13 protein-coding genes are annotated in these 14,272 nt (G+C 37.6%); 8 read left to right on the plus strand and 5 right to left on the minus strand.

All coding sequences use genetic code 11. From position 1 onward, the window contains the following. Positions 1-25: 25 nt before the first annotated feature. Positions 26-235, plus strand: coding sequence for a hypothetical protein (locus tag ACUNWD_RS08995; RefSeq protein WP_445587463.1), 210 nt, complete (start codon positions 26-28; stop codon positions 233-235). Here ACUNWD_RS08995 and ACUNWD_RS09000 read toward each other — a convergent pair. Then, on the minus strand, positions 219-1,559 hold the full coding sequence (locus ACUNWD_RS09000; RefSeq protein ID WP_445587464.1) for a carboxypeptidase-like regulatory domain-containing protein: 1,341 nt from the start codon (positions 1,557-1,559) through the stop codon (positions 219-221). The genes ACUNWD_RS08995 and ACUNWD_RS09000 overlap by 17 nt on opposite strands. Then, positions 1,556-2,143 (minus strand): RNA polymerase sigma factor, encoded by a 588-nt coding sequence (locus ACUNWD_RS09005; RefSeq protein ID WP_445587465.1) that lies wholly within the window; start codon positions 2,141-2,143, stop codon positions 1,556-1,558. The genes ACUNWD_RS09000 and ACUNWD_RS09005 overlap by 4 nt, the downstream gene beginning before the upstream one ends. A gap of 114 nt (positions 2,144-2,257) precedes the next feature. Here ACUNWD_RS09005 and ACUNWD_RS09010 point away from each other — a divergent pair, with 114 nt between their 5' ends. Together ACUNWD_RS09010 and ACUNWD_RS09015 are read left to right on the plus strand one after the other, a co-directional pair. Further along, a complete protein-coding gene (locus ACUNWD_RS09010; protein ID WP_445587466.1) occupies positions 2,258-4,093 on the plus strand; it encodes a YfbK domain-containing protein in 1,836 nt (611 codons plus the stop codon). A 627-nt stretch (positions 4,094-4,720) separates the two neighbouring features. After that, positions 4,721-5,206, plus strand: a complete 486-nt coding sequence (locus ACUNWD_RS09015) for a hypothetical protein (protein ID WP_445587467.1) — start codon at positions 4,721-4,723, stop codon at positions 5,204-5,206. A gap of 20 nt (positions 5,207-5,226) precedes the next feature. Here ACUNWD_RS09015 and ACUNWD_RS09020 read toward each other — a convergent pair whose 3' ends face one another. After that, positions 5,227-6,390 (minus strand): methyl-accepting chemotaxis protein, encoded by a 1,164-nt coding sequence (locus tag ACUNWD_RS09020; RefSeq protein ID WP_445587468.1) that lies wholly within the window; start codon positions 6,388-6,390, stop codon positions 5,227-5,229. Positions 6,391-6,582: 192 nt separating this feature from the next. On the opposite strand from ACUNWD_RS09020, the gene ACUNWD_RS09025 reads away from it, so the two are divergent. From ACUNWD_RS09025 to ACUNWD_RS09035, 3 genes are read left to right on the plus strand one after another with little or no spacing between them, the layout of a single operon-like run. Next, a complete protein-coding gene (locus ACUNWD_RS09025; RefSeq protein ID WP_445587469.1) occupies positions 6,583-6,813 on the plus strand; it encodes a DUF3098 domain-containing protein in 231 nt (76 codons plus the stop codon). After that, entirely contained in the window at positions 6,794-7,366 is a 573-nt protein-coding gene (locus ACUNWD_RS09030) for an RNA polymerase sigma factor (RefSeq protein ID WP_445587470.1), read from the plus strand. Before ACUNWD_RS09025 ends, ACUNWD_RS09030 begins: the two co-directional genes overlap by 20 nt. Positions 7,367-7,376: 10 nt before the next feature. Beyond that, the gene (locus ACUNWD_RS09035; protein WP_445587471.1) at positions 7,377-7,727 is read left to right on the plus strand and encodes a hypothetical protein; all 351 of its coding nucleotides are present in this window, start codon (positions 7,377-7,379) and stop codon (positions 7,725-7,727) included. A 5-nt stretch (positions 7,728-7,732) separates the two neighbouring features. Here the strand turns inward: ACUNWD_RS09035 and ACUNWD_RS09040 are convergent, their stop codons facing one another. Next, positions 7,733-10,702 carry a protein O-mannosyl-transferase family gene (locus tag ACUNWD_RS09040; protein WP_445587472.1) on the minus strand — a complete coding sequence of 990 codons (2,970 nt, stop codon included), beginning with the start codon at positions 10,700-10,702 and terminating at the stop codon, positions 7,733-7,735. A gap of 351 nt (positions 10,703-11,053) precedes the next feature. Further along, positions 11,054-12,019, minus strand: coding sequence for an ADP-glyceromanno-heptose 6-epimerase (gene rfaD, locus ACUNWD_RS09045; RefSeq protein ID WP_445587473.1), 966 nt, complete (start codon positions 12,017-12,019; stop codon positions 11,054-11,056). A gap of 543 nt (positions 12,020-12,562) precedes the next feature. Between rfaD and folE the strand changes: the two genes are divergently transcribed. After that, the gene (gene folE, locus ACUNWD_RS09050) at positions 12,563-13,186 is read left to right on the plus strand and encodes a GTP cyclohydrolase I FolE (RefSeq protein WP_445587474.1); all 624 of its coding nucleotides are present in this window, start codon (positions 12,563-12,565) and stop codon (positions 13,184-13,186) included. 204 nt (positions 13,187-13,390) lie between these two features. Beyond that, complete coding sequence (locus ACUNWD_RS09055) at positions 13,391-14,218, plus strand: hypothetical protein (protein WP_445587475.1); 828 nt, start codon at positions 13,391-13,393, stop codon at positions 14,216-14,218. Positions 14,219-14,272 lie beyond the last annotated feature (54 nt).

Below are 14,272 nucleotides of genomic sequence, written 5' to 3' on the forward strand. Positions count from 1 at the left end.
GGTCATTTGTTGTCATTTATGGAAGATGAGCTCTGGGCACTGGGCGCTGGATGTGCGATGGAGAAAGGGAGAAAGGAGACAGGAAAACGGAGACCGCAATCAATCAATCAATCAATCAATCAATCAATCAATCAATCAATCAATCAATCAATCAATCAATCAGCAATCAATCAATCAATCAGCAATCAATCAGCAATTCAGTCCTTCAATCATTTGCATCAATCCCGGGGTTTAAACACCAATCTTAAACTAATTTTTTCCAAAGTAGTCGTTGAGCTCTTAATTTTTGGTAACCAGTTTGCTCCGGATTGAATAATCTGAATAGCTTCCTGATTATAAGCCTCATCTGTAGTTCGGAGAATCTCAAACTGTTCGGCTTCTCCATTTTCATTGACAATAAATGACAGTTTCACCACCACTTTACTGTCAGGCAATCCAATTTCAGGATTTGAACAGGCACTGTCTAAATAAGCTTGATAGTTTTTCCATCCTATTTTGGGCATTGCGTCTCTATCATTATCTCCCCTTTCGGCAGAGTCGGCGACCGTGCTTCTCTTCTGCACACCGTAACCAACGGCAACCACTTCATCCAAGGCGAGCTGAGAGGGCTCAAGACCAATAACCAGGTTGGAGTCGTCAGATGGATTAAATTCCTTTTCATCCATTCCAACAAAGCTGGCGACCAGCACACTGTCACTCTCATTCGCCAACTGGAGGGTAAAATTTCCATCTATGTCCGAAACGGTTCCATTTGATGTGGCCTTTTCAACAATGGTCACACCCGGAAGTGGTAAACTATCGTCCAATGAAATAACTTTCCCCGTAACCACCTTTGCATTCCCCTTTGCCATTTGCGGTTTATTAGCGGTCAGTTTAGCCTCAGTAACTGCTGACTCCGGAGTTTTGCGCAATGTGGCAGCTCGCTGGGCTATTGGTTGGCTGTCATTTTCGGCTGCAAAGTTTGCTTTTAGAGCAGTTGTCGTTTCTGCTTTGTCTTCCTGCATTTCAACCGTTTTTTCTTCAGCAATCATCAACTGAATTGCTTGTGCATCTTCCTCCGCTTTGGGAACAGGGGCAGACTTTAGAATTTGCGTTTTAACGATTTTCTTCTCAACCGATTCTTCAGCCATCTCATGACTTGCAGCGGCATCTTTCTCTCCAACGCCCTTCCGGGGCTCAGGAAGTTGGGGTTCAGCCTGCGAAGGTGGAATTTGCACTTCAGTCTTTTCAATTTTCTTACTCTCGGCCAGCTCCTGAACCGGTGGTTGTTCATTCAATACAAACCAGGAAACTCCCACAGTAATGAGCAAAAGCAGAATTGCTGCTGCCCGATACCAGCCGCTATTCCTTCGTTTTTTCGGAGCAATCTTTTCGGAAATATCTTTTAAATCATTGCTTAAATCCATTGGCGAAATTTGCTGAAGACCTTCCAGAGCTTCCGCTTCAAACGGATATTTCTGTAGCATCCGCTCAAAAGCGTTTCTTTCCGCATCGGTCATCTGGTTATTCAAATACCGCTGAAAATCTTCGCTACTGATATGTTTTTTATCTCCTTTCATTTTTTGCTTTCCAGGCAAATCTTCAAATTTCGTTTCCCATTCTGAATGAAACTTTTCACCTTCTTCTCTTCCATATTTAATTCAGAACAGATTTCGCGATAACTTTTGTTTTCAAAATAAAACGAACGAATACAATCTTTCTGTTCCTTTTTCAATCGTTCGATGCAATCTTTCAATGCGTCCTCGTTACGTTCGTCCGGTTCCTTGTCAATAGGATGCAATTCCACTTCATTTTCCATAAATCCGACTAGTTCATTTTCGTCACCCAACACCACTATCTTTCCCTGCTTGGATTTACGAAGTTCCATTAAACAATGATTCCTGGTAACCACGAACAACCAACTTTTAAAATTACGGATTTCGTGTTTATCAATTTCAACAACCAGTTTTTCGAACAATTGGATGAAAGCATCTTTCGATCGTTCACGGTCCTTGAAGTATTTCAGACAAACCCCATAAACCAGGTGCATGTAGCGCCCATACAACTCCCCGAGGCTATCCATATCCCTGTTCTCGATGAAATCTGCCAGTAAATTTTCATCGGATTGTTCTGCTTTCTTTTTGCGAAAAGGTATGAGTTGCATGGTTTTCGAATTCAAGCTAAAAATAGAAAAAAGAATTATTATGCAAATTTTTTATGGAATTTGACTTTGCCCTGCATCCTGTTACTGAAAAACAAATTCTAAAAAATAAATGTCATGAAAAAATTAATCTTGATTTTAGCCGTAATCATTGGATTTACAAGCTTAGCTTCTTCCAGAGAAATTTCCGGAACGGTAAAAGATGAAACTGGAAATGTAATACCGGGAGTTACTGTTTTGGTTGAAAACACAAGCAGAGGAACAGTTACCGATATTCATGGATTCTACAAAATCAGTGTTCAACCAGAAGACAAAGCACTGGTTTTCTCGTTTGTTGGGATGGATACGAAAAAAGTAAAAATTGGCTCTAAAGATAAAGTGGATGTTGTCTTAAAAGCTTTTAAATTGGGTCTTGAGGAATGTGTGGTGATTGCATATGGTACTCAAAAAGCCGCAATGGATGCAGCGATTTCCACGCCACCAGCAATGAAAAGGTCTTTCATTGCCCGCCAACCGGAATTCAATACAGAGAATTACAGCAGCATTCATGAAAATGGATACAAAGATGTTTTCAATCATCCGCTATCCACCTTTTCTATTGATGTGGATCAGGCTTCCTACTCGAATGTTCGTCGGTTTTTAAACCTCGGACAAATGCCTCCTATGGATGCCGTTCGGATTGAGGAGATGATCAACTATTTTAATTACGACTATCAACAACCTAAAAATGGAACTCCCTACTCCATTAATACCGAATTGACAAACTGCCCGTGGAATAGTGATCACCAGCTTTTAATGGTTGGCTTGCAAGCAAAGAAGATCGATAAAAGCATGCTTCCACCTTCGAATTTGGTATTTCTGCTGGATGTTTCGGGATCTATGCAAGCGCCTAACAAACTGCCGTTGGTAAAGTCGGCAATGAGAATGTTACTTAATGAACTTCGGCCAACCGACCGGGTAGCAATTGTAGTGTATGCAGGGGCTGCAGGTACAGCTCTATCGTCAACTCCAGGTAATGAAAAACAAAAAATAGAACATGCGATTCAACAACTGGAAGCTGGTGGTTCGACTGCAGGTGGTGCCGGCTTGCAACTGGCTTACAAAATCGCCAGGGAAAATTTTATAGAAGATGGTAATAACCGAATTATTCTGGCTACCGATGGCGATTTTAATTTGGGTGTTTCGAGCACTTCAGAAATGGAACGCTTGGTTGAAAAAGAAAGGGAGTCTGGTGTGTTTATGACCGTTTTGGGATTTGGCACCGGAAATTACAAAGACGATAAAATGGAAACAATTGCCGATAAAGGCAATGGGAATTACGCCTATATTGACAATCTGCAGGAAGCACGAAAAGTGTTCATTCAAGAATTTGGGGGCACCTTATTTACCGTTGCAAAAGATGTGAAGCTGCAATTGGAATTTAACCCTTATCATGTAAAAGCATATCGATTAATTGGATATGAAAACCGATTGCTGAATGATGAAGATTTTAAGAACGATAAAAAAGATGCAGGAGAAATGGGCATGGGGCATACCGTTACTGCTCTTTACGAAATCATTCCTTCCAAATCAGAGGAACAGATCCCTGAAATAGATGAGTTAAAATATCAGCAAAGGAAAAAAGAAGCAAAGCCAAAACTCACGAATGAACTTGTTACAGTTAAAACCCGCTATAAGTTACCGGACGGAAATAAAAGTATTCCTTTTGAACAGGTCGTTTCATCAGAGATTACGCCTTTACAGGACAGTTCGGATAATATTAGATTCGCCTCAGCAGTTGCAGGCTTTGGAATGTTATTGAGAGATTCGGAATACAAAGGAACCCTTACCTACGAGCGGCTAACAGATTTAGCAAAACATGCAAAGGCAAACGACGAAGATGGTTATCGAAGTGAATTTGTTCTATTGGTAAACCTGGCTGAAAATTTAGATCAATCACAAGCAGAGAAATAAGCTTTCTGCATGCTAAAAGAATCATCACTTCAAATTTCTGGTGGAGACAAATTAGAAATGCTCCTGCGGCGCATGCCAGTATTTGTTCTTTTATATACCTAACACGTGCGCCTGAAACAGATTACTCATTCAATCCCGGGGTTGCGCTCCTAAGTCGCTTACCCCGGGCTACAAATATTTCACACTGCTGGTGTGATTTTATACATGGAACAAAATAAGGTTTAAGTCCAGTTTAAAAAGAAAAACCTTATCTATTTTCTGAACCTTAGTAGCCTGGTAATATACTTTAATATCAAACCTTATTGAATTACATTCAGCTATTTCTGGCAATTTCTATTATCCAACTCCGAAAACCCCTAAATCCCCTGAAGGGGACTTCAAAGCCGTCCGTCATCTGACGGAGAGGTTTGGAGGGGTAAAACAAAAATCAAATAACAATATTAAATAGCATGAATTAATCATTTTTTTCTTGTTCTTCTTCACCATCAAAATCTTACACTTTCAGAAGTCTTTATTTATTCAAAAAAATATTCCCCTAAAAAGATATCTCCAATTGTGAATTTGATTAATTTCGGTTTCGATTAAAAATCAAAAGGTCACTGAAGTTTCACCCTTAAATCAAACAAAATGAAAAGACTTACTATTTTAGCATTTTTGCTGATTGCTGTTAGTGGTGCTGTTTTTAGCCAGACACCCACAAATCCAATCGTCATGAAAAAAGTATTTGGCGGATATTTATTTTATCAAAACGATCAACGATTAACCATGTCGAAGCTGGTTAAAGCCATGGAACCAAATGAGCAGGCTTACCAAGAAATAAAAGCTGCAAGAGGAACATTTACCTTTGCTACTATTGTTGGTGGAGCTGGTGGATTTATGCTGGGATGGCCAATTGGGGGAGCGCTTGCTGGTGACGACATGAATTGGACAATGGCCGGAATTGGTGTTGGTCTAATTGTAGTTTCAATACCAATAACCCAAAAATTTAACCGTCAGGCAAAGAGTGCTGTGAATACTTTTAATGGCGAATTAAAATCCAGTTCATTTTTCAACAGAACTGAAATTAACCTGGCAGCCAATGGCAATGGAATCGGGCTGGTAATGAAATTCTAAAAAGATTTGGGGATGATCAGTTATTTCGTCCCCAGCTTTTTTTGAGCAATCTTATTATTTGATCTGGAACTTCCTGCCTCAAAAAATGCGACCAGCTCCTTTAACATTTCAGCCTGTTCTGCCAGTTGTTCTGCGCTGGCGGCTAATTCTTCAGATGACGCTGCATTTTGATGCGTAACTATATCCAATCCACGAATTGCCTCTTTTGCAGATTCAAGAGAATGATCCTGATCTTTAGCAGCTTTTAAAACTTCCTGCATCAACTGGATAGTCTCTAAAATCGGTGGAATTGATTGTTGCAGCAAGGTGGAAGTTTCGTTCGAGCTGTCAACACTTTTCTTCGAAATATCATTAATCTCATCAGCTGCAATCTTACTTTTTTCAGCCAACTTGTGAACTTCACCGGCGACAACAGCAAAACCACGTCCGGCCTCTCCTACCCTTGCCGCCTCAACTGCTGCATTCAGTGCAATCAAATTTGTTTGAAATGCAACATCATTCACAATATTTATTTTGTCATTAATTCGTTTGATTGACTCGGTGCTATTCTCAGCCTTTTGCGACAATACAGTTAAATTATTCTGAACCTGCTTGCTTTTATTCTCAGTCTCACTGGAGTTACTAACACTTCTATGAAGATTATTGCTAATCCTTATCATATCCTCAGTTAACTTATCGGTTGTGGCTGATTGTTCGCTGGTTGCCGTTGCCAGCTGCTGTGAATTGGCACTTAACTGCTCTGAAGCAGAAGCAATATAAAGTGCTGTTTTTATAATTTCATCCACAATATTCTTCAAATTGTGAACCATCATCAATGCAGACATTGCTAATTTGCCAATTTCATCTTTTCTGGAACTGTAGTCCTTTTTGTACTTAAGATTTAAATTTCCATCAGCCAACTCCATAATACTGTTCGTCATGGAATCCAGCGGATCTTTTATTAACCTTTTTATCATTGCAAAAGAAACAATGACCATCAGAAGTCCAAGAGGGACAATCCATGCGAGCTGCATCATTCCGTATTTTCCGGCAATAAAACCAAAATTAAAAAGTACAGTAATTTCTACAATTAATATCATTCCAAATTTGAAAAGAAGCGAATCTTTCAAGAAATACCACAAGAAAAAAATGACTGTTGGTACTGGGATGAAAAATGTAAATAGCAGGTAAACCCAAATATTCATATCCTAAATTTATCTTATTAAGCACAAGCGGCTGTAAAGATAATTTTCTAATATAAATTCAGATGCTCTTTTTTGTCTAAATAACGATTTATATCACTTGAAATAAGTTATTAAGCCAAACTTTTGAAATTGAATTAATAATTTTCGATATTTTTTGAACCTTTATCATTTCAGGTGTACTGGTTTAAAAAAATGTTATTCAATAGAACGAAATATACCTGGCTCATTCTAGCGATGATTTTACTAACTTTATCATTCATATTGATGAGTGGCCCAAAACCAGGGCCGGAAGATCAATTTAATGAAGAAATTTTTAGTTTCAGGCGAATAACACTTGCACCTTTAATTACAATAGTCTCGTATATTGGATTAATATTTATAATTCTGAAGCAACCCAAGAAGAATGTTCGGAAGGACACGTAAAAAATTGACCGATGAAATCCTGATGCAGCAAATTACCTGCGGCAATCAGGAAGCATTTAATGAACTGTATAATCGGTATCAGGAACGATTATATTATTATTTCTTCAGGATGCTTGGCAACTCATCGGAGCTTGCGAACGACTTTTTACAGGAGCTTTTTCTAAAAATTATTGAAAAGCCTGAACGGTTTAATCAATCCTATTGTTTCTCCACCTGGATTTTTTCAGTTGCCCACAACATGTGTAAAAATGAATATCGACGGCAAGAAGTTCGAAAACAAGCACAAATGGAGATTCCTGTAGGCTCTGAAGAAGCGCACGAGTTGAGCGCAGTGAATCGTGAAAAATTACTGGAACAGATTTTTGAAAGTCTTAATGAACTAAAAACAGAACAACGCTCGGCATTTCTGCTGTTTTACAGAGAAGGATTTTCTATCAAAGAAATTTCTGAAATGTTGGAGCTGCCGCTAGGAACCGTTAAATCGAGGATGCATTATACGCGAAAGTTTTTGGAATCCCGGTTTAGTCATTTGAAAGATGAAATTGAACTTTAAATAGAACGCAATGAAAGATCAATTATTAAAAAAATTATTAGCCAACGATCAAGTAGGAACACCTGATCCGGGAATTCATCACAGACTGAATCAGGCTTTTTTATTGAAATCGGCAACTTATCACGTGAAGCAAAATTCGTTTGCAGGATTTGCAGCATGGCTGTTCTCGTGGAATGGGCTGGCTTTAAAAACAACTCTTGCTGCTGTTTTTGTTGCTTTCTTTTTGTTCAACCCGAACGTAGATATAAACTCCGGATCACCTATTCAACTGGACTCTACAAGAGTTACGCAAAGTTTACAAATAGACTCCGCTGTATTCATGTTGGATTCTAAAAGTCCAACGGATAGCATTTTATTATAGCAAAATTAGCTTTGTAAAAGTTGAAGATATTCGATAAACTTTTGATTCATTGCATTTCCAATTTCCTGATCATACTTTATCATCAATTCTTTCAGCGACTGATATAAGTACAATTTCATTTGCAAATCCTGATTGACTGCTTTTGCTTTTACTCCTTCAAAATCTCCCAGGTAATCGATCCATTCTTCCAAGCGGGTTTTTATTTCTTTTGAGAAAACATTTCCATCCTCAAGATCACCAATCTTAAAATAAAGCTCGGCTAATAAAATGGATTGGTAATCGACGTTCCATAAATCAAAAGGCAATATTTCCCGGATCTCTCCAATTACTTCTTTTGCCTGGTCTACTTTCCCCTCCTGAATCAGGCCATCAGCCAAACGATAAAATGCTCCGCGCATTTGGGTAACTGCAAACATCCGTCGATGGTGCCAATCAAAATATACGGTACTATCTTTCTGATTTTCCCAGGTACATTTCACCATTAAGTTTTCATATAGAATATCAGTGTCCACCTTCCCCATCTCCAAAAGCGAACTGCCTTCGGTTTCCTCTGAAATCAATTTATAAACCAATCCATCATAACGAAGATAATTTTCCAGACCATACTGACGTGGATCAGCAAACGAAGTAAAATATATTGGCCTGTTATTGATATTTGTCGCAATTATATCCCAAAATGCTAAATCACTTCTAATCAAATAGTCTTTCTTGATCGTTATTGGAACAGTCTTATCGTCAACTGACAATGAAATCTTATCAACTGGAATAAAACTTAGTTTCTCGCCAGACTGCGTGCTTACCTTAGCCTGTGAGGAATCGCTGGCTACAAAACTTAGTACTTTCTGAATTTCCTGTTCTGTTTTTATTCTGGGAACAACGGGCAAATAATCCAATTCTCCAGAATGATATTTATCGTACGGAATCGAAAATTTCACTCCCGGATTATCATGAATCTGCCTCCTTAATTGTCCCAAATACCAACCTGCATTTAAGTACGGCATTACAATAATTCGTACATCGCGCCTTATTCCTTCAACTTCCTGACAGTACCACAAAGGATAGGTATCATTATCGGCATGAGTAAAAAGAATAGCATTTGGTTCGCAACATTCGAGGTAATTTCGGGCCAAATCTCGCGCAGTATAGCGACCTGAACGATCATGATCATCGTAATTTTGTGAAATTAAAATCCCGGGGCCAGCAATAAATCCAACTACTCCTGCTATAAAAAGTGCAGTTTTGCCTGGCATGTATTTTGAAAGAAACGCTATCAATGCAAAAACACCGATACCAATCCAAATACAAAATATATAGAATGATCCTACAAAAACGTAATCGCGCTCTCTTGGCGTTATTGGGATTTCGTTGAGATAAACCATCAGTCCCACACTCATCAATCCAAAGAGTAACAAAAGTGTTATAAATGTATTTTTCTTTTTTTGATAATGATAAAACAGTCCAATGATTCCTAAAATAAAAGGTAGAAAGTAATAGCTGTTTCTTGCACGATTTTCTGACATAGCCGATGGTAGTTCCGTCTGAGATCCCAGCCGCATTTCATCGATAAAAGAAATTCCCGATTGCCAATTGCCCTTTAAGGGATCTCCATATCCCTGAATATCATCCTGTCTTCCAGAAAAATTCCACATAAAATAGCGCAGATACATATGCCCTAGTTGATACCGGATGAAAAACATGAAGTTTTCTGTAAATGTTGGAATGGTTGTTTCAACCGTTTCTCCCTTTCCATCATGAGCCCGAACTTTCTTGCCTTTCATGCTAACCCAATTTCTGTAGGCTTTTAGATGCTCACCTTCCTTGCTGTGTAATCTGGGGAAAAAGCATGTTGTATTATCATCATAAAACACTTTTGGATTAAGCTTGACCTGAAAATACTTTTCGCCATCAAACTCATAGGTATTCCGATTACGATACGACCGAACAATGGAGCCATAATTCTCACCATATAAAATAGGTCGGCTTCCGTAACTTTCACGATTCAAGTAATCAATTAGTCCAAATGTGGTTTCAGGATTCCCCTGATCCACCGGTGGATTTGCGGCTGATCGAATAAAACTGGTCATGTAGGAAGTGTAACCAAGCATCAAGAAAACGCAACAAAGTACAATCAAATTTAGGAGCTGGTTTTTACGCTGATGAGTATAATACAAGAGACCAACAAGTAGAGCAATCAACAATACGAGATAAACATAAAATCCGGAATTAACGGGCATTCCTAATTGATTAACAGCAAATAATTCCAGTGGTCCGGCTAATGAGAAAACTCCTGGAATAAAAATCTTCATCAGAAATAGAATTAATGCCCCGGAACCAAGTAATACAATAAGGAAAGACTTAAGTTTAAACGAGCTTTTTCTGAAATATATAATTAATGCCACCGTTGGCAACACCAGCAAATTCAATAAGTGAACTCCAATTGAAAGGCCTGTAAAAAAGAAGATTAACAGCAGCCATCTGCCTGAAGAGGAATGATCTGCCTCCTTTTCCCATCGTGTAGCTGCCCAAAGAATTACCGCCATAAAAAGCATGGAAAGCGCATAAACTTCGGCTTCCACTGCTGAAAACCAAAATGAATCAGTAAAAGCAAATGCAAGTGCTCCTATTGAAGAGCTAATGAATACACTGTTCGTTTTATTTTTCTCAATCTTTTGTAAAAGCCAAACAAGCGTCCAATATAAAAACATCACCGTAGCGGCACTTGCCAACGCTGAAACAAGGTTTACCATCATTGCAGCCTTCTCCGCATTATCGAAACTTAATAATGAAAACACCCGTCCTAGCAGCATAAACAATGGCGCTCCAGGAGCATGACTAATTTCTAAACGATAGGCTGAAACTAAAAACTCACCGCAATCCCAAAGGCTTAAAGTTGGTTCTAAGGTTAGTATATATACTGCTGCGGCTATAACAAAAATTAACCAGCCAAGTAAATTGTTCTTTTGATTAAAATTCATGGACGTAACGTTTTGCAATAGTATACACGCAAAACCGAAAAGGTTCAAAAAATAGCTAATACCGAACAGAAAAGCAGGTATCAATAACAAATAGCGTTTATTTTTAGAAATAGGTAATTGACCATAGAAAACACCCCCGTCATGTTTTAATTTCCTCAAATTTATTCCAAACTAATAAATTGCATTGCTTGCAAAATTCGGACAACTGGCTTTTCAATAAAATATTAATTGGGAAAAAACAGGGAAATACCCATCCTTCAATATTGAAGGAACCCTTGCGGAGGCTGGCTACGGTCAGCCTCTACCAAAGGGTATATTAAAATTCAGTGATTCCAATAGAAAGCGAATGGCTTAGTAACAATACTCAGCCGTTAAGAATGATTGGATATAATCATTCACAGAATCTTCCAGACTTGTAAATTGCTGAGTAAATCCGGATGCTCTTAATTTAGAAATATCGGCACAGGTATAATATTGATAATTCCCCCTGATGTCTGCAGGAGTATCAACAAAGCTAATATCTTCCTGAATATCCATTGCTTTAAAAACAGCACGTGTTAAGTCAAGGAAAGTACGTGCTTTTCCGGTACCTACATTGTAAATACCAGAATTTTTGCGGTTACTCATAAAGTGCATCATCACATTTGCAACATCTTCGACATAAATAAAGTCGCGCGATTGATGACCATGTCTGACATTTGGGTTGTGGGATTTAAAAAGTTCCATGCAACCATGTTCGCCTATATAGTTAAAAGCCTGATAAACAACCGAGGCCATTCTTCCTTTATGATATTCGTTTGGACCAAATACATTGAAAAATTTCAATCCGGCCCAAAAATAAGGTTGCGCGTCTTGATTCAGCGCCCAGCAATCAAAATCATGCTTTGATTGTGCATATAGGTTCAGTGGTTTTAATTGGTCTATGTTTTCATGGTCGTCACGAAATCCCAAAGTACCATCTCCATAGGTAGAAGCAGATGAAGCATAAATTAAAGGTAAACCATATTCGATACAACTTCTCCAAATGCGTTTTGAATAATCAAAATTGAGTTGCTGGTAAATTTCAGGTTCTTGTCCGATAGTATCAGTGCGAGCGCCCAGGTGAATGATAAATTGAACTTGTTGGTGATTGTCGTTTAACCATTCAAAAAACACATCACGATCAACAATTTTGGTATAGGTCTTAGAAATGTAATTGGAAATTTTTAATGGATCATCGAATTTATCAACCAATATTATATCTTGATATCCTTCCCTGTTTAGCTTACCCACCATGTAACTACCAATAAATCCGGCTGCTCCTGTTACAACTATCATAGAAATAGATTTTAAACTGCTTTACCATTCAATGTTTCATTTTCTAAAACTAAAAACCCTACATATTTATTGTATGAAAGCTCTTTTTTATAAGAAAAATTTACAATGAAGTTTAAACAAACACATCATTCTTAAAACTCACTCTTGAAATACTTTCAGCGCACAAAATTCTTTTGAAAGGTATTTTCAAGTGGCAAAGGTAAAAAAACTAGCTATATCATAAAGAACTACCAAACGAACGTTCAACATATTTCAAACTAAACCAGTTGTATCACTTACCTAAGCGTAATATTATTACCCTTAAAATCATGATTACCCCCTCCTTAAAATGAATAAATGAAAATAAAACCAGAAAATTACGACTTCAGATCAACGTATTACACAACGTCCGCAGATTCAAAAACCATGTTTTATTCGTGTTATTTACTTTTTAGTCCTAAATTTGCTTGAAAATTAATAGCAAGCCTCATCAATTTGGAAACCAAATAGTATTCGATTATCATATGTTGAAGTGCTATTTTTGATAATATATTAGGAGATACCATGGAACATTCTTTTAACGGCGACGAGGGAGGATATCAACGAATTGAACGATTTGACAAGGAATCGACACAAAAGATTAGTGACCATTACAAGGAAATCCTTTCACTATTGGGAGAAGATAATACCCGTGAAGGTTTGGAGAAGACTCCGATACGAGTAGCCAAAGCCATGCAGTTTTTACTTCAAGGTTACGACCAAAATCCTGAAGATATGCTGCGCGCTGCAATGTTTCAGGAAGATTATAAGCAAATGGTAATTGTAAAAGATATTGAGATATACTCGATGTGTGAACATCATATGTTGCCGTTTATCGGAAAAGCTCACGTTGGATATATTCCCAATGGATACATAACCGGACTCAGTAAAATTGCCAGGGTTGTTGATGCGTTTGCAAGGAGATTGCAAGTACAGGAAAGACTGACAACTCAAATAAAGGAATGCATTCAAGATACCTTAAATCCATTAGGAGTTGCGGTTGTTATTGAAGCTCAACACCTTTGCATGCAAATGAGGGGTGTTCAAAAACAACATTCCATTACAACAACATCCGATTTTACAGGAGCTTTTGAACGGGTTGCAACGCGAGAGGAATTTATACGGTTGATTAGCTCAAAACTATCGTAAAACAAAACAATTTATGCATTTATTTAGACATTCGTAACATTCGCAAAAAATCAATTGCAATTTTACAATTTGCCAATAATTTTATATTATTTTAGCATAAATTCAATGTTTAACTGTATTCGGAAGCAAAGTCGCTGACTATTAACACCAAATACAAGTTTGACGAATTAAAAAAGAGAAAAATCTAACTATAAAAAATACAAAATGAAAACACCGAAAGCGTTTAAAATCATTTCACTGGTAATTGTATCCGGATTATTGATAAGCGGCTTTTCATCTTGCAATAGCAAAAGTGCTAAAAAAGAAAGTCCTCAGATTTCTGAGAAAACAATCGAAAAGGAAGTTAAAGAATATATCTATCCTCTACCTTCAACATTCGAGGTTACTAATATGCTGAATGAAATTGAAGCAAGCTACATTGTTGGGATTTCAAACGATCCTGACAAAGCCAGCACTTATTTCACTGAAAAGAGCAAAGCTATCAACTTAGGAATCTATACAGCAGATCTTGCCTACGCAACTACTTATAACCAGAAATCTGATATTCAGAACTATTTCAAAGCAAGTGAAACATTAGTTCGTGAGTTGGATTTAACAGGTGCATTTTCTGAAGATCTTCCAGATCAGATTGAAGCAAACATGGACAACAAAGAAAAGTTGGTACAGATTGTTTCTGATATGTTTCAAAATGCGTATGCTTTCCTTAATAAGCAAGGACGTACAGAAGTTTCATATCTTGTTCTTACCGGAACCGTTTACGAAGCTTTGTATCTAACAACTCATATTTCAGAAAATACCTTTCAAAATCCTAAACTGATTGAAACGATTCTTTTCCAAAAAGAGCCATTATTGAAATTGGGAGAAATGTTGGAAGAATATAAAGATTCTGAAATGTTGAAAGAAACGTATGAAGATCTTGCTAAGGTCAATGCTATTTATGCATTAGAAGAAGGAACAACTTCAATGACTAAAGAGCAAATCGAGAAACTTACTGAAACGATTACACAGATAAGAGATAAGAACGTTAAGTAACGTTTTGAAAATGAGTTAACCTAACGGGTTTTAACGCTCTATGAAAGAACGTGA

The organism is Sunxiuqinia sp. A32 (assembly GCF_052690465.1).